Annotated in this window: 12 protein-coding genes and 1 tRNA gene; 8 read left to right on the forward strand and 5 right to left on the reverse strand. The window is 57.9% G+C overall.

What is annotated here, in order from left to right; genetic code table 11:
- Positions 1-42: 42 nt before the first annotated feature.
- The 4 genes from KUV39_RS04425 to KUV39_RS04440 all read left to right on the forward strand — a co-directional run bounded on the left by KUV39_RS04425 (position 43) and on the right by KUV39_RS04440 (position 2,374).
- Positions 43-119, forward strand: a tRNA-Met gene (locus KUV39_RS04425).
- 151 nt (positions 120-270) lie between these two features.
- Positions 271-1,104 (forward strand): formate/nitrite transporter family protein, encoded by an 834-nt coding sequence (locus KUV39_RS04430; protein ID WP_222459065.1) that lies wholly within the window; start codon positions 271-273, stop codon positions 1,102-1,104.
- A 79-nt stretch (positions 1,105-1,183) separates the two neighbouring features.
- A complete protein-coding gene (locus KUV39_RS04435; protein ID WP_008561189.1) occupies positions 1,184-1,342 on the forward strand; it encodes a hypothetical protein in 159 nt (52 codons plus the stop codon).
- Between the two features lie 102 nt (positions 1,343-1,444).
- A complete protein-coding gene (locus KUV39_RS04440) occupies positions 1,445-2,374 on the forward strand; it encodes a YihY/virulence factor BrkB family protein (RefSeq protein ID WP_222459066.1) in 930 nt (309 codons plus the stop codon).
- A 7-nt stretch (positions 2,375-2,381) separates the two neighbouring features.
- Here KUV39_RS04440 and KUV39_RS04445 read toward each other — a convergent pair whose 3' ends face one another.
- Positions 2,382-3,644, reverse strand: coding sequence for an MFS transporter (locus tag KUV39_RS04445; protein WP_222459067.1), 1,263 nt, complete (start codon positions 3,642-3,644; stop codon positions 2,382-2,384).
- 609 nt (positions 3,645-4,253) lie between these two features.
- On the opposite strand from KUV39_RS04445, the gene KUV39_RS04450 reads away from it, so the two are divergent.
- Positions 4,254-4,967 (forward strand): trypsin-like serine peptidase, encoded by a 714-nt coding sequence (locus KUV39_RS04450; protein WP_037302591.1) that lies wholly within the window; start codon positions 4,254-4,256, stop codon positions 4,965-4,967.
- A gap of 60 nt (positions 4,968-5,027) precedes the next feature.
- On the opposite strand, the gene KUV39_RS04455 is transcribed toward KUV39_RS04450, so the two are convergent.
- The 4 genes from KUV39_RS04455 to KUV39_RS04470 form a co-directional block, all read right to left on the reverse strand.
- Entirely contained in the window at positions 5,028-6,197 is a 1,170-nt protein-coding gene (locus KUV39_RS04455; RefSeq protein WP_046210524.1) for an HlyD family type I secretion periplasmic adaptor subunit, read from the reverse strand.
- The gene (locus KUV39_RS04460; RefSeq protein WP_243445090.1) at positions 6,194-8,485 is read right to left on the reverse strand and encodes an ATP-binding cassette domain-containing protein; all 2,292 of its coding nucleotides are present in this window, start codon (positions 8,483-8,485) and stop codon (positions 6,194-6,196) included. The genes KUV39_RS04455 and KUV39_RS04460 overlap by 4 nt, the downstream gene beginning before the upstream one ends.
- Positions 8,486-8,514: 29 nt before the next feature.
- Entirely contained in the window at positions 8,515-9,813 is a 1,299-nt protein-coding gene (locus KUV39_RS04465) for a TolC family protein (protein WP_046210526.1), read from the reverse strand.
- Positions 9,814-9,914: 101 nt separating this feature from the next.
- Positions 9,915-13,619, reverse strand: a complete 3,705-nt coding sequence (locus KUV39_RS04470; RefSeq protein WP_222459068.1) for an Ig-like domain-containing protein — start codon at positions 13,617-13,619, stop codon at positions 9,915-9,917.
- A gap of 696 nt (positions 13,620-14,315) precedes the next feature.
- Here KUV39_RS04470 and KUV39_RS04475 point away from each other — a divergent pair.
- The 3 genes from KUV39_RS04475 to KUV39_RS04485 are packed head-to-tail and all read left to right on the forward strand — an operon-like array spanning position 14,316 to position 19,105.
- The gene (locus KUV39_RS04475) at positions 14,316-16,250 is read left to right on the forward strand and encodes a PrkA family serine protein kinase (RefSeq protein WP_008560796.1); all 1,935 of its coding nucleotides are present in this window, start codon (positions 14,316-14,318) and stop codon (positions 16,248-16,250) included.
- Positions 16,251-16,269: 19 nt separating this feature from the next.
- Positions 16,270-17,607, forward strand: a complete 1,338-nt coding sequence (locus KUV39_RS04480; protein ID WP_222459069.1) for a YeaH/YhbH family protein — start codon at positions 16,270-16,272, stop codon at positions 17,605-17,607.
- Positions 17,594-19,105: a SpoVR family protein gene (locus KUV39_RS04485; RefSeq protein ID WP_222459070.1), complete on the forward strand. Its 1,512-nt coding sequence runs from the start codon at positions 17,594-17,596 to the stop codon at positions 19,103-19,105. The genes KUV39_RS04480 and KUV39_RS04485 overlap by 14 nt, the downstream gene beginning before the upstream one ends.
- Positions 19,106-19,119: the final 14 nt, after the last annotated feature.

Genomic DNA, 19,119 nt, shown 5'->3' on the forward strand with positions numbered 1-19,119 from the left:
ACCTAGAAAAATCCTCAATACAATTCCAAAAACAACAAACACCGCGGGATGGAGCAGCCAGGTAGCTCGTCAGGCTCATAACCTGAAGGTCGTAGGTTCAAATCCTACTCCCGCAACCAATATACCACAAAATATCAATGCCCATAACCTCGCTTCCGCGGGGCACTCTGCGTTCCACCAAGGGCAAGCACCAGGACACACTCCGCAGCACCAAGGGAACAAAAAGCCGCCTTTGGGCGTTTTCTCCCGGTGTAGCTGCGGGGGAATGAGATGGCGATTGCGCCCCAGACTGACGAACTAATCGAAGAAGAGGCAGAACGAGAGATTGTCGAAGAAGGTGTCGGGATTTCTCCCCGCCTGATATTCGAGACCATCCGCCGGGAAGGGGAAGAAGAGCTGGAGCGGCCGGTCAGGGCGCTTTGGTGGTCTGGAATCGCCGCTGGTATTCTGATCAGCTTCTCGGTTTTGGGGAAATCGCTCTTTCGGGCCTATCTGCCCGAGGCCGACTGGACGCCGCTTGTGGAAAACCTTGGCTACTCGCTTGGATTTCTGATGGTCATCCTTGGCCGGATGCAGCTGTTTACCGAAAACACAATCACGACCGTGGTTCCAGTCGTCTTGCGACAGGATATGGACAGTTTTGTCCGGACGGCGCGATTGTGGGGCATTGTGCTGGGCGCAAATGTTGTCGGGGCCTTTGTCATTGCTGCCTTCTTCGGCCTCACCCCTGTGCTGAAGCCGGAGTTGCTGGAGGCGATGATCAAGATCAGCGAACATGCCACGGGAATGGAGCCGATGATCGGGCTGATCAGCGGCATCCCCTCTGGTATCTTGATCGCAGCCATTGTTTGGATGATGCCCTCTGCGGCCAATAACAAGATTGTCCTGGTCGTGATCTTCACCTGGCTGATCGCAGCGGGGGATTTTACCCATATTGTTGCGGGTTCTGTGGAAATGGCTTTGCTGCTTCTTCTTGGGGAGCTGGGGATTGGTCAGGCGGTCTTTGGGTTCTTCCTTCCGGTTCTCATCGGCAATGTCATCGGTGGGACGGTGGTCTTTACCCTGTTGACCTATGCCCAGATCCGCCCGGAGATCCGGGGCTGAGCAGCGCATTCCAGCCAAAGCGGAACCTTGCAGCCAGGTTCCGCGTTTTCCTTCCGAGTGGTTAGAAAAGGAAAGAACGATGAACTGGGCTATCTTTTTTGCAATGATCGCGATGGGCGCTGGTGTCTTGGCGTTTGGTGGGGCTGCAGGGGCTGTGGCCGGTGTGGCAAATATCGTCTTTCTGGGTTCGATGTTTTTTCTTGGGCTTGCACTTATTGATCGCACGCTGTGTGACTGATGGGTGGCGAGACTGACCCAATAGCAGGTTTGGCTGGCGGCTGATGGCGCAGGCCCCTGCTGGGCGGCGCTGGATACTCATAGATTTTGATGGAGGCTTGAGGTGGACGGAAATACGGACAATATCACCAAAGCCGCCCCGCAGGAGGTTGATGAGGCCTCACGTCCGCACCGTCCAGTGGCTGAGAAGGATCCAGCCTGGTTGCGACGTCTTCCCCGTTGGGCCCGGCTGATGTGGCATGCCTGGCAGCGGATGGACCGGGCGAAGGGCGGCCTATTGGCGGCCGGGGTTGCGTTCTACGGGCTATTGTCGGTTTTTCCCGGTATGACAGCAGCGGTCGCGCTTTTTGGCATGTTTGCCGACCCCACGGTCATTACGGAACAGTCTGCGTGGCTGACGCGGCTGTTGCCCCCCTCTGCGGCTGATCTGTTGAATGGTCAGCTGGTAGACGTCGCGATGGAGCGGCCGGATCGGCTGGGATGGGCCGCGATCTTGTCCATCTCCATTGCTTTCTGGTCCGCGTCCCGTGCTGCCAACAGCCTGATGCAGGGGTTGAATGTCATCTATAATCGGGCAGAGCGGCGCGGCATGGTCATGCTTTATGTTCGGCAGTTGACCATCACCTTTGCTGCCATCGTGGGTGCGCTGTTTTTGGTGCTTGTGGTCGCGGCTATCCCGGCGGCGCTTGCGCTATTCGGGGATTCGCCGCTTCTGAGTGACATCGCCCAGGTTGTTCGCTGGCCTTTGATGTTTGTCAGCGGGATGGTGGGGATCTCTTTTTTGTATCGGTTTGGACCTGACAGACGGGGCGAAGAGTGGCACCGCATCACCCGCGGCGCCTTTGTCAGCTGTAGTCTGTGGGTCGCGGGTAGCATCGGGTTTAGCTATTACGTGCGGGTTTTTGGCAGTTACAGCGAGACATTTGGCACCTTGTCGGGGGTTGTCCTGCTGCTGACTTGGATGTGGCTCTCCGCTTTTGTGGTGTTGTATGGCGCCGGAATCGACGCTGAGCGGCCAGAGCACAGGGCCTGATCCGTCGTCAGCTGGGATCGTCCTGCACCTCTGACAGGCGCGCGCCCAAAGCGGCGCCCGCGCCCGCCATTGTCGCCAGAACCGCCAGTACCAGCGCCGGACCAAAGGCATCTGCGAGCCAGCCGAATGCGCCGCCGCAGAGCAAGAGAACACCGATCATCGAGTTTGAGAGCGCCGTGTAGAGAGAGGTGTGACCGTGGGTGTCCATATCCGTGAGATGTGTTTTCCGCCCTGCACGCGCCCCTTGATAGGCCAGCTGGGCCAAGAACAAGAGAGTGGCCAAAACCCAGCTTGAGACGTGATTGTCGCCAAGCCCACCAAGTGCCGCCGCAAGGCCCAGAACAGCCGCACAGAGAGCGCCCGATGTCATGAGCGTCTTCCGGCTAGAGCGATCGGAAAACCGACCCCAGATATAGGAAGATGTGATCGCCGCGATCGAAGATGCGAGCATCAACATGCCGAGGTTCGCAACGCCAGTTTCGCTGGACTGCCCGCCCAACATCACAAGAAACGGTGGTGCCAACGCGGTAGAGATCATCAGCGCCCGTGTCCCGATATAGGTACGGAATTCGTCATCCTGTCGCAGTGGTTTCACCAGCTCTTCCAGCTGAAAATCACTGTCGGGTTCTGGATCTGCCTCTGGTTCGTCCAGCCGCAGAAAAATGAAAGCCGCGCCAATCCACAGAAGACCGGCACAGGCAATGACAACCGAGATCGAGCCGGTCGTTCGTGGCAGGATGTCTGCCCCAAGGCACAGAGCAAACACCAGCACCCCTCCTGCGCCGATTGTGCCTGCGGTTCCCGAAACCGATCCCCTGCGCCCCTTTGGCACCGTGCGGGCCAGAATATCCTTGTAGCTGCTGGAGCACGCTGCACGCGCGACGGCCAGCACGGCAAGAAGGCCGAGGATGACCCAACCCGCTGCCGTGCCGGGCAGGGCAATCGCCGCTGCGGCGATCCCTAGGGCGGCCATCCCCTGTATCGCCGATCCGCCCGCCCAAAAGGGTTTTCGGATCCGCCGCCTCTCGATGTGGCGGGCCAGAGCCAGTTGCGGAAGGAGAGAGCCCGCCTCTCTTACGGGCACAAGGATGCCAATCAAAAAGCCCGGTGCGCCGATGGCATTCAAGAGCCAGGCCAAGACCAGCTTGGGGTCAATCAGTCCATCAGCCAGCTTTGTCGCCGCGAGCGCCGCCACATGTGTCTGTTCCTGTGCTTTGTCGGATTGCGATCCAACTCGGCCACCCTTTGTCTCGCTGCTTCTCTTTGGCATTCGGTTCTGTGTCCTGATCAATCGTAACAAACAATATTGCTTGCAGCTGCAGATGGCGCGATGGCGTTTCTTGTCCACCCGCATTCAGGCCAATTCCGGTGCCCAAACCAAAAACAGCTTTCACAACCAAATACCTATAGCGATTCCCCGAGAGGGTTTTCCCCCTTGTTTTCAGGCGGTTTGGGCTCGTTTGGTTAACGCGGACGCAGGAAACGGATTGTTTCGGGATTTCGAAGTTTTCAAAATCTGAAATCTAATGCGGCCCATGAAGCCGATCTCCCGTGGCCCCTGCTGGGGCGTCGCGATCGATTGTGGCGCGACTGACACGGCAATGCCTAAATCCGGGCAACCGGAAAGGGGGGAGCGCCGGAGCCGTCGGGATAGTTTTATTAAAAATCAGTTGGTTATAAGAAATTTTACGGATTTAACGAGAAAAAGTGGGTAATCTGCGGTTTTTTTGCGATGATGGGGTATCAAAACCCGGGGGGGTTAACGATTTGTTAGTGGTGTCTTATTCTGCACATGGTTTCGGCCATGTTCAGCAGCATTGCGTCTCATTCCAGCCCTAGCCTTGAAACAAGGTGAGGACGTGGGAATTTGGAGTGGGCGATGAAACGCATTTTTGCTGCTTTGGCGGCATGTCTGCTATTTGGCATGCCTGAAGATGTGGCTGCACAGGAGGTGCAGCCAAGTGTTAAAACCGTGGTGGGTTGGGAGGCCGTCGGCCGTCTCAATATTTCCGGTCGTAACATGTGCACCGGTGCGCTGGTCGCGCCGGACCTTGTTGTGACTGCTGCGCATTGCCTGTTTGATCCGGTCACGGGCCAGCAGGTCAATCCAAACGGTATCCGCTTTGAGGCGGGGTTGAACGGTCGCCGGGCCAAGGCGGCGCGATCTGTCGTCAAGGCCGTTTTGCACCCGGGCTATCAGTACAAGCGCAACGCAGACGCCCAACTGGGGCATGACATTGCAATTCTACGCCTTGATAGCCCGATTTCCCGGTTGATGATCCAACCATTCAAACTGGCAGGTCAACCCGCGCGTGGTGCTGCTGTGGATGTCCTGTCGTATTCGATGGCACAACAGGACCGCCCAAATCTGGAAAAAGGCTGTGAAGTGCTCGCACGGCAAAACCAAACGGTCGTGATGACATGCCGGGTTGATTTCGGAGCATCCGGTGCTCCGGTGTTCTCTGTCACGCCAGGCCGCAAACCGCAGTTGGTTTCTGTGATCTCTGCCAAGGCAGCTATGGGAAAGCGTCGTGTCTCGATTGGGACGACGTTTGATCAAACAGTTCACGCGATGATGCGCTCAGCCAGCTGACCCCATTTCAATGCCCACTCTTTTGCAGCTGCGTATCGTCTGATGCGCAGCTGTTTTGATTCAGGGCTCCCGCAGAGCCTCGCGCGATTTGTAGAGCGGTTTCAGCATGTACTGCAGGATGGTCTTTGTTCCGGTCTGCAGCTCGGCGGTGGCGCGCATGCCGGGGCGGATCTCGATTTCCTGCTGGCGTTCAGTGAATTGAGAACGGTCCACTTTTACCGTCACTCGGTAATAGGGTTCGGCACGTGGATTGCGTTCATCTTCAAAAGTGTCAGCAGAGACAAAATCCACCTTGCCCCGTAGAGAGCCATAAATGGTGTAGTCATAGGCCGAAAGCTTGATCGTCGCGTCCTGGCCTGGCTGAACACTTGCGATGTTTTCGGGCTTTACCCGCGCTTCGACGAACATTTCCTCGCCCAGTGGGATGATTTCGAGGATCTCCTCGCCGGGACGGATGACGCCTCCGATGGTGGTGACAGACAGGCTGTTGACGATACCAGCCATGGGGGAGGTGATGACAGTCCGCTCCAGTTGGTCACGCGCCAGTCGCAGTTCCTGCCGGTACGATGTCAGCTCGCGCAGGGTTTTGGAGTAGTCTTCCGCCAACTCCAATTCAGATTGCGTGCCGATTTCGTTGTATTTCGCCTGTGCGTCGCTGACGGCCTTCTGGGCCCGGTTCACTTCGATCAGCGCAACGATCTCTTTCTTGTAGAGCCGCTGCATGTTCGCGTGTTCGTCTTTCAGTTGGTCCAGGATTTCACGCGCGCTTTCCCGGCGGCTGGTGAAATCCGTCTGACGCGCGTTCAAAAGGGCGCGCTCTGAGGTGTAGATGCCAGGCGAGCGATCGGCGAGTTCTTGAGGAACATCAAAATCAAACGCGCCTTCCAGTTCGGCTTCCAGCCGGTACTGCTTGATCTCCAGTGCGTCGATACGGTCCTGAAGGTCGTCGGCGGCGGCTCTGAATTTGGTGTCTTGCAGCCGTGCGAGGATCTGACCGGCTTTGACCTCATCGCCCTGATGAACGTGCAGCTCTGCAAGAATGCCGCCTTCAAGGTTCTGCACAATCTGGGAACGCGAGGAGGAGACCACTTCGCCATCGGCGCGCACGATTTCATCGACCCAGGCAAAGCTTGCCCAAAGCAGGAAAACAACCAACGCTCCTGCCACCAGATAGATGATGCGGCTGGCTCCGCGGGAGCTTTCGTTGAGATCGAATTCTGTCGACGTCATTTGCCTTCCCCGGCGGCCAGATGCGCCAGAACCTGATCACGCGGGCCATCCACAACCATTCGGCCAGACTGCAGGATCAGCGTGCGATTGGTAAGGGAGAGAATGGGCATGCGATGGGTCGCGATCACGGTCGTGCGCCCCTCTAGCCAAGTCTCCAGCCTGCTTACCAATGTCCGTTCCAGCGTCTGGTCCAGTGCCGCTGTCGGCTCATCCAGCAAGACGATCGATGGGTTTTGCAGCCACAGGCGCGCCCAGCCAATGGACTGACGCTGACCGATGGACAGGCCGCCACCGCCGTCCAGGATTTCAAGATCAAGCCCCTTGTGGTGATTGCGTACATGTGCACCAAGGCCAGCGAAATCCAGTGCGGTCATCAGCCGTTCGTCATCGCGTTCCAGCTGGTTCAGGTTGAGGTTCTCGCGCAGGGTGCCTGCAAACAGGCGCACGTCCTGGCTGAGATAGCCGATGTGGCGACGCAGGTCGCGAGGGTCGATCTGGCTCATGTCGGTGCCATCGATCATGACCCGGCCCCGGTCCGGGGCGTAAAGGCCTGACATCAGCTTGAGCAATGTGGATTTTCCGGAACCATTGACGCCAAGAACGGCGACGCGCTGACCCGGTGTCACCGCAACTCCCGGCACATCCAGAGTGGGGGCGCCATCTTCGTCATAACGGAACATGACCTCGCGCAGTTCAAACCGGCCCTGCAGGCTGTCCCGGCGCAGGTAGGTGCGCTCGTCTTCTTTTTCCTGAGCCGAATTCGCGATCGCGTCGAGCCCTTCCAGTGCGGCCTTGACGTTGCTCCAGCGGGCCAATGTCGCGGCGAACTGTGTCAGTGGCGCAAGCGTGCGGCTGGTCAGAATGCCGGTGGCAATGATTGTCCCGACTGTGAACTCTCCGGCGAACACCATCAATGTGCCAACAACAACAGAGCCGATATAGGTGGCCTGCTGGACGCCCTGCGACCAATGGGTCAGGGCGCTCGCCAGTCGACGCTGCTCGGTCGCGGCATGGGTCGAAAGGGTGTTCAGCTCATCCCACAGACGCAGCACGCGGTCTTCGCCACGTTGGCTCTTCAACGTGTCCAGCTCGTTGACCACCTCATGCAAAAGCCGACCTGCCTTGGCATTTGCGCCTTGGGTCTGGCGGGTCAGCGCAATCATGCGCTTCTGCATGAAATACGCAGGCAAAAGCATCAAAACGCCGCCTGCGATAATGATCCAGACAATTGGTCCCGCGATAGAGGCAACCAACAGCAGGAACACGGCGATGAACGGAATGTCTGCTAGGGTTGAGATCGTGGTGGACGTAAAGAACTCCCGAACCGAGCCGAAATCCCGCATCGCAGCAAAAAGACCGGATGGTGGCAGGGGTTTTTTGTCCGAACGCATGCCGATCAGGCGGCGCATCAGGTTGTTTTGCACAGACAATTCGATCTGCCTGCCTGCCGCATCGGTCAAGCGGGCACGAGCAAGCTTAAGCAGGGCTTCCAGCATGATCGCCAGAAAGGCGCCGATCGCCAGCACCCACAGCGTGGCATGCGACTGATGCGGAACGACCCGGTCATAAACTTGCAGCGAAAACAAGGCGACAGATACAGCAAGGATATTCGCAACCAACGAGCCAAGCATGATCTCGCCCACCTGACGGCGGTATTTGGGGAACTCTCCCCAGAACCAGTGATCGCTTTCAAGCTGCGGAGTGTGGCGCGCGGCAATCTGTTTGAGCGAATTGCGTGCGCCCAGGGTCGTGCCGGTGAAGTATGGGCCAAACTCGCCGACCGGGACTTCGGCCTGGTTGTCATGGCATGTGGTGTCGTAGATGACGACCGTATCGCGGCTTTGCGAGATGACCAGAACGCATTGGCCGTTGTTCATCATCGCGAGCGCAGGCCAGCTTTCCGCAACGAGGGGTACGTTGTGGTTGATCTGGGCCTGCATACCCGTGGTCTGCAATGCGCGCGCCAGTGAATCAACGGAGACATCGCTCGGGTCGTTGCGCCACATGAACTCAGCGACATCACTCAGCGGAACATTGGTGCCCTTGAGCGATGCAAAGGTCGCAATCAGTGCCGCACGATGTTGGATCCGGGCGGTTGCGTCCTCGATCAGTGCGCTGACTTCTCCCACGTTGCCATCATCCAGCAGGCCCGTCAGATCAAGATCTCCGGGCGCTTGTTGCGGGGCGGGTGGGGAAACGGCGTGGCTTGGGTGATGACCTGCATCTGTATCAACTGCACGCAGCGCGGGCTTGCCATCGCGGGGCGCAGGGGGAACGGAGCGCAGCATCGTTTGATCCGTTGGACGATTGGAGTTGCTCAAATCCGGTCCCCATCTGCCAAAAGGCCCATGTCGCGTGCCAGCGCAAGCTGGATCAGGACGACTTCGTATTTTGCGTCAATATGCGCCTGCTCCCTGCGCACGACCTCTTCGTAGATCGACACGACATCCATCACGGAACGCTGACCGGCTTTGAACTGTGCCTGAAACAGGCGGTAGGTCTCGCGGCTGGTCTGGGCCAGGGCGGCGGCCTCAGCTTCCTGACGCTGGTAGGAGGCAAGGCGCTGCATCTGCCGGCTGTAGTCACGTCGGGCATCTTCTTCGACTTCTGCCACCTGGCGCTTGGCAACCTCCTTCGTTGCCTCGATCGCCTTGAGGGCGGCGGGGGTGCCAAGACCAAAGGGTTGGGCAAGATCCAGTGTCAGGCCCGCACCAGAGCCGTCGCTGGTTACATTCCCTGCAGCCGAGACCTGCGGCAGAAGACCTGCGCGTTCCATCTTGGCCTGTTCGACGCTGCGGGTGGCTTCTGCTTCGGCCTTCAGGACTGTCAGATAGCCGCTACCATCGGGAGGTGTGGTCAGCTGAAGCCGTGCGGGCTTTTGTTCGAATGTCTGACCGGTGAGGGCCTTCAGTTCTGCATGGGCAGCGGCCGTGGCATCGTTGGCTGTCGCGACCGCAGAGCGCATGCCGTTGATTTTGCTGCGGACAACATTGAGGTCAGAGCGATCCGAGACGCCGCCATCAACGCGGCCCTGCACAATGCGTTCGAATTCGTACATCCGCGACAGGGCCCGGCTGCCGACGGCAGCTTTCTCTTGGCCGCGAAGTCCCGACACATAAAGACCAAGGGCGCTTTCCACCCGGCTGTTCATGTCGATAGAGAGGTTCACGGCCGCGACTTCGACATCTGCTGCAGCAAAGGCGCGTTCAGCCTTGCGCCTGCCGTTGTCGAACAGCACCTGTTCGATCAGGATGCCAGCCACCAGATCGCCAAGATCGGTCAGGCTGACCGAAGGACCGATCGTGGGTAGCCAGTTCTTGGACTTCGCCTCCGCCCGCAGCTTGGCGCTTGTCAGCTCTGCCTCCGAGGCGCGTGCCGAGGCATCGATGGCGGATCGAGCGACCGTGTCATAGATGCTTCCGTCCTCCAGGAGAGAGCGGCGTTGCATCAGCGTTGAAATCACCTGCGACGGGTTTTCTGCGTCCGGTTGGGCAAAGCTGCTGGCGCGACGGTTCACGTTCTCGTCTTCGCCAGCTTTGGCAAAGGGCAGGGATTGCATGCACCCCGACAGGCAACACAAAAGTGCCACCACGCCAATGGGTCGTCCCAGCTGCATTCTGCCCCCTCGCATTGCCTGTGTCCTTACCCTTGTGTCCGGGTATTTGGTCGAGGGCCAGCTATAGTGTTTGACCGGCCCCCGGTCGACCTGTTTTCGGATTAGATGACCACCTGAACATCCTGATCGACCACCAGGGTCGTGCCGTCGTTTCCGATCGTGTAGACATTATACAGCTCGCCATCCACAACGCGTGTCCCTGCGCTTGTAGCGTTGCCACCTGTCAGCGTGATGCGATCATTGTCATTATCACTGCCGTGAATGGTCAGCGTATCAGAGTTGTTTGACAGAGCTTTGATATCAGCTTCGCTCAACGTCAGTTGGACGTCAGTGGAGAATTGTAGATCAAGGTTGTCGATGTTGAAGTCGCCGAGCTTGGCATGATCAAGGGTGCCAGAGTTGGTGGCATTGTCATCGAAAATAACAAGCGTGCTGGACGTGTTGCCAACAGCATCCGACCGCGACAGCACGAGGTGAGTGCCGTCCGGGATCGGCGCGCCGAATTCGAACTCGGTTCCGTCTTGCGGATCTACCGTTTTGGTGGCGGCGGGTGAGCTCACTGTACCGGCGGGATTAAGCGTGTTTACCGTGTAGTTGTCGGTGGCGTCTTTTGTTTCGAGTTCAAGGATCCCTTGACCAGTGATTTTGAGCGCGTAGATGGACGCGGGATCGACCACTGTATCAATGTCGAACTGCTCGGTCACAGTCTCGGTGTTTCCGGCTGCATCGGTCGCTGAAATGGTCGCGATCACGGTGCGGTCGCCATCAGGCAGGTCCGCATCATTGAGCGTCGCACTCCAATTGCCAGATGCGTCAACCGTTGCAGTCACTTCCTTACCATCAACGATGACTTTGACCGCCGATCCGGCTTCAACTGTCCCGTTGAAGGTAACACCAGCTTGCTGCTCTGCCTTGGTGATCACATCATCCGCGGTCTGGTTCGGTTGAACGGTGAGCGGTACAACATGGGTATCAAGCTCAACGGTGTCGGACACACTTGCCGTGTTGCCTGCGTCGTCCACGATTGAAGCGGTGATCGGCAGCGTGGTTTCTCCGGTGGGGATATCGCCAGCGGGGAAGGTGGTTGACCAGTTGCCAGCATTGTCCGCAGTGACCTGGCGGCTTGCGGTGCCAAGGCCAACTGTCACCACCAGACCCGGCGTTGCCGTACCGCTGATTTCGACGCCGTCTGCGCGTTCTGTCGCGTTGATGACGTCGTCGATTTCAATCGGGTCAGGAGATAGCGCCACAGTGCCTGCAACGGTATCCACCCGCAGGGCAGAGGAGGTCGAGGCTGTGTTACCCGCCGCGTCCGTTGCCGACACTGTGACCGAGGTATTGTATTCACCACCTGTCAGCGCGCCCGGTTCAAACAGTGCGGACCATGTACCATTCTGGGCAACGGTCGCTGTACGTGTGACACCCGCAACGGTGACCTGAACGCTAGAGCCGGGCTCTGCCGCGCCCGTGAGGGTGACGCCTGCCTGGGCTTCTGCTGCGTTGACAATATTGTCGCCACCCGCCTGATTGGGGTCGATGGTGACCGAAGTGGAGGTGTCCACCCGCAGCGTGCCTGTTGCGGTCTCGGTATTGCCCGCCAGATCGGTCGCGGTGACGCTGATGGGAGAGTCATAGGGGGTTGCAGATTGTGTAATCTCGTTTGCGCCATAAGGCGCGCTCCAGCGGCCCTGTGCATCCGCAGTGACAGTGCGGGTAATCCCTTGGAACGTGACGGCGACAGAGGCACCGGCCTCTGCTGTGCCGGTCAGGGTGAGACCACCAGAGGCTTCGGCGCCGTTCAAAAGGTCATCCCCGCCAGCTTGGCCCGCATCGATGCCGACTGTGGTCGTGGTGTCGACGCGGATGCTGCTGCTGGTGGTCGCTGTGTTGCCATAAGCGTCCGTCGCAGTTGCCGTGACTGTCGTGTCATAAGCGCCGTCGGCGATATCCGAACCAACAAAGGTTGCGGTCCAGTTGCCTTGCTGGTCTGCCGTCACGGTACGGCTTGCGTTGCCCAGTGTCACAACAACCGATGCGCCGGGTTCTGCAGTGCCGGTCAGGTTCAGACCGTTGCTGGCCTCTACGCCGTTGATCAAGTTGTCACCCGCCAGCGGATTGCTGAGGGCCACAGTGGTTTCAGTATCGACACGGACGGTGCCGGTGGTCGAGGCGGTATTGCCAACGGCATCGGTTGCGGTGACCGAAACATTGGCGTCGTACTCGCCGGTGGGGATTTCGCTGGAGGTGAAATCCGCACTCCATTTACCCTGAGCATCCGCCGTGACGGTCCGTGTTGTCCCTTCGAGCGTCACGGCGACAGTTGCGCCGGCCTCGGCGGTGCCGGTGAGGGTCACGCCTGCGGCTGCTTCGGGTGCAGAAATAACGCCGTCGGTGGCCTGAACCGCATCCAATGCCGCAGCTGTTTCCGTATCAACGGGAATAAAGGTCGAGGCAGAGCTGACGTTGCCGTGAATATCTGTCGCAACAGCAGAGACCGCCGCATTATAGGTGCCGGTTGCGATTTCGGAGCTGAGATAGCTTGCTGACCAGTTTCCTGCACCATCAGCCTGCACTGTGCGGCTGACACCTTGGAAGGTGACGACAACGGAAGAGCCAGCTTCGGCCGTGCCGGTCAGAGTGATGCCGGTGGCCTGTTCTGCGCCGCTGATGATGTGGTCGTCGCCGACCTGCGTGTTGATTGTCACGCGGGTTTCGGTGTCGACATTGATGGTGTGCGTGGTTGTGCTGGTATTGCCAAAGGCATCGGCGCTCGTCACTTCGATTGTCGAGGTGTAGATGCCGGTGGCTACTTCGTTCACGCCGTAGTTCACGGACCAGGTGCCATCCTGGGCAACCGTGGTTGTGCGGGTCACACCCTGAAAGACCACGCTGACGCTTGCGCCCGCTTCGCCGGTGCCGTTGATCTGAACGCCATCGGCCACTTCGATGTAGTTGACGTGATCGTCACCTTCGACGGTGTTGACGGCAATCGGCGGGGGCGTGGTGTCAATAATGACCGACGGCCCGTCGAGATTGAACTCGGTGCCTTGCGGATCTTTCACATAGACAGTGGTTTCGTAGTCACCATCCGGGGGCAGATTGGTCACAGGGAAGTTCACAACCCAGGTGCCATCGTCCTTGACGGTGGTTGTCGCGACGATGGTGCCAAGGGTGACTTCTACCACCGAACCGGGCGCGCCTGTGCCGCTGACGACGACATCATCGGTTGTGGCGCTGGCCACGGGATAGGTTGCATCAGGATTGTCGACCGTGGGGGTTGTCGACCCGCCACCACCGCCGCCGCCGCCGCCGCCGCCACCACCGCCGACAAGGACGGCCGCGCCAGCTACACCAGCCGCAGCACCAGCAGTGCCGAGGCCGCCAACCAACGGTGCAACGAGAGGTGCGACAACCGGCTCGATGCGCTCAACGTCAAGGAACACCATGTCATCATAGGCGCTCCACTTGCCGCTCAGATCGAGAGGTTCGTAGCTGGCAAACAGCATGCCGTCGGTGCGGTCTTCGAGGACAACCTCGATGAAGTTGCCTTCTTCGCTCAGGAACAGGTTCTTGCCGCCGGTGGCGCCGGTGTCATAAAACCCGTCGAGCACAATGACCTGGCCGTCGATCAGCGTGATATGCAGATCACTGCCGCGGCGCGCGTAGCTCTCAACGTCAGAAGGGCCGAGATTGAGGGAAATATCTTTGGCGTGAGCCACTGCAATTGCAGCCTGGGGTGCCTCAACAGAAGTGCCATGCTGCTTAGTGCCCGCCATGTCGCGGGTGATGTATCCAACCGTGCTCATTTTTATATACCGCTCGTCAATAGACCACGGCGCTCTAATACGGAGCGCTTGGGTGCCTGTTATGTTTGCTCAACTCGACCGTCTTCGCGGCCATATTGCTGCCATAATGGGGCTGGGCTTATGATCTTGTCTAGGTTCTGTTGTCGCGGTTTTTTCTGAAAACGCGCAGGTGTGGCTAATTTGTATTCAATTTTAGTGCTTGTTTATTGTGCGCTTTTCGATGGGGCTGCTGCGGCGAGGAGCGTTAACGAATTTCTTGCGCTGCGTTTACGATTCGCATGGCGGTGAAATGCTTGTGTTTTATGGCCGAAACCCGCAAAAGCAGCGCTTTTCGTCCGGGTTGAAGCCCCAGATTTGAGCAGCGGACGTCACGGTGACATCGCTGATGTGTGAACAAGTGTTCTATTAAAACCTACTGGCAATTAACCAAAAACACACCAGTTTCAGATAGGATGAAGACCCAAATTGGTGTAGAGTTGAACGTAAGTAGACGACGCCGAAACCCAGGCCCCAGCCGGAATGTCACCGATCAGAGTGACCCGCTGGTCTTGTCTCCGCCGGTCTCGGCGCCGAGCAGAATTCAGACGAATAATTTGACGCGGACACCCTTGGCCCTCGCGCTGGGCTCCCTCTGTCCGTGTGCAAACTTGAACCCCAGGAGGAATGGCGCGCAGTAAGCTAGGAGGCTAGAGCCAGATGAAAGACATTGCCGAAATATTTGCCGAACAATACGGCGAGACGCGCGAGCAAGAGATGTCACTGCAGGAGTATCTGAACGCCTGCCGTGAGGATCCGGGCATGTACGCCAATGTTGCCGAGCGGATGCTCAAGGCGATCGGGGACGAGGAGCTGGTCGATACCTCAAAGGACTCGCGTCTTGGCCCCATCTTTCAGAACCGAACCATCAAGCGATATGCCGCTTTCAAGGACTTTTACGGAATGGAAGACACGATCGAACGGATTGTGGGCTATTTCCGTCATGCCGCGCAGGGGTTGGAAGAACGCAAGCAGATCCTCTACCTTCTTGGGCCTGTCGGGGGCGGTAAATCCTCTCTTGCGGAGCGATTGAAGCGTCTGGTCGAGGATCAGCCGATCTACGTGCTCAAGGCCGGAAATCAGCTGTCTCCCATTTTCGAGAGCCCGCTGGGCCTGTTTGATCCGGTGCGTATGGGCAAGCTGCTGCAGGATGAATACGGCATTGCGCAGCATCGTCTGCCGGGCCTGATGTCACCTTGGGCGGTTCAGCGGCTGGATGAATTCGATGGTGACATCAACAGGTTTTCGGTTGTTCGCATGTATCCATCGCGCTTGCGCCGCATCTGCGTCGCCAAGGTTGAGCCGGGTGACGAGAACAACCAGGATATTTCCACTTTGGTCGGCAAGGTCGACATCCGCCAGCTGGAACATTTCAGCCAGGACAACCCGGATGCCTATTCCTTCTCTGGTGGCTTGAACCGCGCGACCCAGGGCATTCTTGAGTTTGTCGAAATGTTCAAGGCGCCGATCAAGATGCTGCACCCGTTGCTGACCGCAACGCAGGAAGGCAACTACATGGGGACAGAGAGCTTTGGCGCGATCCCCTTCACGGGGCTTATTCTGGCCCACTCCAATGAATCCGAGTGGCAGCAGTTCAAGAACAACAAGAACAACGAGGCGTTCATTGACCGTGTTTCGATTGTCAAAGTTCCCTACTGCCTGCGGGTGACGGAAGAGGCCAAGATCTATGACAAACTGATCGAGCATAGTGAACTGGCTAACGCCCCCTGCGCGCCCGAAACGCTGAAGATCCTGTCCCGCTTTTCTGTTCTGACACGGCTCAAGCCGCACGAGAACTCAAACCTCTATTCCAAACTGCGCGTCTATGATGGCGAGAGCCTGAAAGACACCGACCCCAAGGCAAAGACCGTGCAGGAATATCAGGACCGCGCGGGCGTGGATGAGGGGATGAATGGGATATCGACCCGGTTCGCCTTTAAGGTTCTGTCGAGTACATTCAATTTCGATACCGATGAGGTCGCCGCCGATCCGGTCCATTTGATGTATGTGCTGGAGCAGATGATCAAACGGGAACAGTTCCCGGCCGAGACCGAGGCAAAATATCTCGCCTTCATCAAGACAGAGCTCGCGCCGCGCTATGAGGAGTTCATCGGCAACGAAATTCAGAAAGCCTACCTCGAGAGCTACACTGAATACGGCCAGAACGTTTTTGACCGCTATATCGCCTACGCTGATGCCTGGATCGAAGAACAGGACTATAAGGATCCCGATACCGGCCAGCTTTACGACCGCGAGGTTCTGGACGCCGAGCTGAGCAAGATTGAAAAGCCGGTGGGCATCGCAAACCCCAAGGACTTCCGCAACGAAGTTGTCAAATTTGCTCTGCGTCACCGGGCAAATACCGGGGCCAATCCAGCCTGGAATTCCTACGAGAAGCTGCGAGATGTGATTGAAAAACACATGTTCAGCCAGGTCGAGGAGCTGCTGCCGGTGATTTCCTTTGGCTCAAAAAAGGACAGCAAAACCGAAGGCAAACACCAGGAGTTCGTCGAACGTATGCGCAGCCATGGCTACACCGACCGGCAGGTTCGCAGGCTGGTGGAATGGTACATGCGTGTGAACAAGGCGGGCTAACAACAAAGGTGGGAGGCTGATGCATCACTTCATTGACAGGCGCGCCAACCCCAAGGGGAAAAGTTTGGGGAACCGGCAACGGTTCCTCGAACGCGCCCGCGACAGCATCAAGGAACGCGTAGATCGTTCCGTCCGGGAAAAATCAATCAAGGATGGCGGGGGGATCCCCGCAGAGGGAGAGAAGGTCACGATCCCCTCGCGAGGGTTGAAGGAACCTCGCTTTCACCACTCTTCCAAGGGCGGGCGCCGACGCCATGTGTTGCCTGGCAACAAGGATTTTGTTGTTGGGGACACATTGAAACGCCCCCAAGGCGGGGCCGGGGAGGGAGGCAAGAAGGCCTCTGAGGACGGAGACGGGTCAGACGAGTTTTCCTTTACTCTGACGCGGGACGAATATCTCGAGATTCTGTTTGACGGTCTGGAGCTTCCGGATCTTGTCGAGAAGGCGACGGTAGAAACCGAAACCATTGGTACCCGCCGCGCTGGGCTCACCACTGCTGGCACGCCCAACAACCTCAACCTCGTGCGCACAATGCGCAATTCCTTGGGGCGTCGGATCGCGTTGCAGCGCCCCTCGGCCAAGAGCATTTCCGATTTGGAACAGCAGATAAACGAACTGGAGGAGATCGAGGCCCGCACTCCGGATCAGGACGCGCAACTGGCGGAACTGCGGCAGAGGCTGGAGGTGCTGGAACGCAAGCGCAGGGTGGTCGGCTACATCGATCCGCTGGATCTGCGCTACGATACATATGTCCCGGAAAAGATCCGCAACTCTCGCGCTGTGGTCTTTTGCCTGATGGATGTGTCGGGATCCATGCAAGAGCGGGAAAAGGACCTTGCGAAACGCTTTTTTCTGTTGCTGCACCTGTTCCTGACACGCAGCTATGAACACACCGAGCTGGTTTTCGTGCGCCACACTCACCACGCGCAAGAGGTGGACGAAGAAACCTTCTTTTACGCGCGGGAAACTGGCGGCACGATCGTGTCGACAGCCCTGGAGAAGATGAAGGAGATCATAGCTGAGCGCTATCCACCGGATGAATGGAACATCTATGGGGCGCAGGCCTCGGACGGTGAAAACTTTGGCAATGACTCCATCCGATGCAAAACGCTCCTGCTGGAGGATCTTTTGCCGGTCTGTCAGTTCTACGCTTATGTCGAGATCGTCGACGAAAACGCAGACATGTTGCTGAACAATCCAGAGGTTGGAGAGGATCTCTGGCAGAACTTCCGTGAAGTCAAAGCGCAGGCGGCTCATTTTGAAATGCAGCGGGTGTCACTGCCATCACACATCTATCCGATCTTCAGGGAGTTTTTCCTTCCCAAGGCGCAAGGGGGCCAGCATGCAGGCAGCTGACACAGCGGCCAGGCCGCTCTTTACGGGTCCGGAATGGACATTTGAACTGTTGGAGGTGGCGCGGGACGCGATCGAAGAGATCGCATTGGGTGATCTTGGATTGGATGTGTACCCCAACCAGATTGAAATCATCTCGGCCGAGCAGATGCTGGATGCATATTCCTGTGTCGGCCTGCCGCTGATGTATCAGCATTGGTCCTTCGGCAAGCATTTTGCCCGGGACGAGGCCCTGTATCGGACAGGTCGCCAGGGGTTGGCCTATGAAATCGTCATCAACTCCAACCCTTGCATCAGCTACAACATGGAAGAAAACACCATGGCGATGCAGACGTTGGTGATGGCGCATGCGGCCTTTGGTCATAACCACTTTTTCAAGAACAACTACCTGTTCCAGCAGTGGACCGATGCGGCAGGTATCCATGACTACTTGGCCTTCGCCAAGAACTACATCGCGGCCTGCGAAGAACGCTACGGGCTGACTGCGGTAGAAGAGGTGCTGGATGCCGCCCATGCGCTGCAGTCACAAGGGGTGTTTCGCTATGGCCGCCCCCCAAAACCCACCATTGCCGAGCGTGAGGCGATGCAACGGGTGCGCGAGGGTCATCAAACAGGGATGAGCATTCTGGAATTATGGACAGATGCAACGCTTGGGCGGAACCGCGAGGAAGATGCGGATTTCGATCCGGAAGCGAGCAGCAGGCGCAAACAGATGAACCTGCCGCAGGAAAATCTGCTCTACTTCTTGGAAAAACACAGCCCGGTTCTGGAGCCTTGGCAATGCGAGATCCTGCGCATCGTGCGGATGCTGGCGCAATATCTCTATCCGCAGAAACAGACCAAGGTGATGAACGAGGGCTGCGCAACCTTTGTGCACTACTACATCATCAACAAGCTGTTCGAGCAGGGCCGTCTGACCGAAGGCGCCTACATGGAGATGATGCACAGTCACACCAATGTTGTGCTGCAGCCCGAGTTCGACGATCCCCGGTATTCTGGCATAAACCCCTATGCCCTGGGTTTTGCCATGATGCAGGATATCCGGCGTATCTGCAAAAACCCGACAGAGGAGGACCGCGAATGGTTCCCCGACTTTGCAGGTGACCCGGACTGGCGGCGTGTTCTGCGCGATGCCTGGGCCAATTATCGGGATGAGAGTTTCATTCAGCAGTTCCTGTCACCCCATCTCATCCGCAAGTTCAAGCTGTTCACCCTGGCTGATGATGCAGAACAGTCGCATCTGATTGTCAGCCAGATCCACAACAAAAGCGGCTATCGCGCTGTGCGGCGGGATTTGGCGCGATCATACGATCTGGCCTATTTAGAGCCTGATATTCAGGTCACGGATGCCGATTTGAAGGGCGACAGGGAGTTGAAGCTGACCCACACGGTGCGCGATGGCATCCATCTGGCAGAGGAGGACAAGGATGAGGTTCTCAAGCATCTGCGCAGGCTGTGGGGTTATGACGTCAGCCTGAATGCGGTCGATCAGGACAGCTAGATTGCCCCGCATTG

The organism is Phaeobacter italicus, assembly GCF_019801785.1.
Classification (GTDB): domain Bacteria; phylum Pseudomonadota; class Alphaproteobacteria; order Rhodobacterales; family Rhodobacteraceae; genus Phaeobacter; species Phaeobacter italicus.

Excerpts from the sequence above, each read along its gene's own strand:
- KUV39_RS04460 (WP_243445090.1), bottom strand. The coding sequence starts at position 8,485 with ATGCTGCGCTCCGTTCCCCCTGCGCCCCGCGATGGCAAGCCCGCGCTG.
- KUV39_RS04485 (WP_222459070.1), top strand. The coding sequence starts at position 17,594 with ATGCAGGCAGCTGACACAGCGGCCAGGCCGCTCTTTACGGGTCCGGAA.
- KUV39_RS04445 (WP_222459067.1), bottom strand. The coding sequence starts at position 3,644 with ATGCCAAAGAGAAGCAGCGAGACAAAGGGTGGCCGAGTTGGATCGCAA.
- KUV39_RS04435 (WP_008561189.1), top strand. The coding sequence starts at position 1,184 with ATGAACTGGGCTATCTTTTTTGCAATGATCGCGATGGGCGCTGGTGTC.
- KUV39_RS04475 (WP_008560796.1), top strand. The coding sequence starts at position 14,316 with ATGAAAGACATTGCCGAAATATTTGCCGAACAATACGGCGAGACGCGC.
- KUV39_RS04480 (WP_222459069.1), top strand. The coding sequence starts at position 16,270 with ATGCATCACTTCATTGACAGGCGCGCCAACCCCAAGGGGAAAAGTTTG.
- KUV39_RS04455 (WP_046210524.1), bottom strand. The coding sequence starts at position 6,197 with ATGACGTCGACAGAATTCGATCTCAACGAAAGCTCCCGCGGAGCCAGC.
- KUV39_RS04430 (WP_222459065.1), top strand. The coding sequence starts at position 271 with ATGGCGATTGCGCCCCAGACTGACGAACTAATCGAAGAAGAGGCAGAA.
- KUV39_RS04465 (WP_046210526.1), bottom strand. The coding sequence starts at position 9,813 with ATGCAGCTGGGACGACCCATTGGCGTGGTGGCACTTTTGTGTTGCCTG.
- KUV39_RS04470 (WP_222459068.1), bottom strand. The coding sequence starts at position 13,619 with ATGAGCACGGTTGGATACATCACCCGCGACATGGCGGGCACTAAGCAG.
- KUV39_RS04450 (WP_037302591.1), top strand. The coding sequence starts at position 4,254 with ATGAAACGCATTTTTGCTGCTTTGGCGGCATGTCTGCTATTTGGCATG.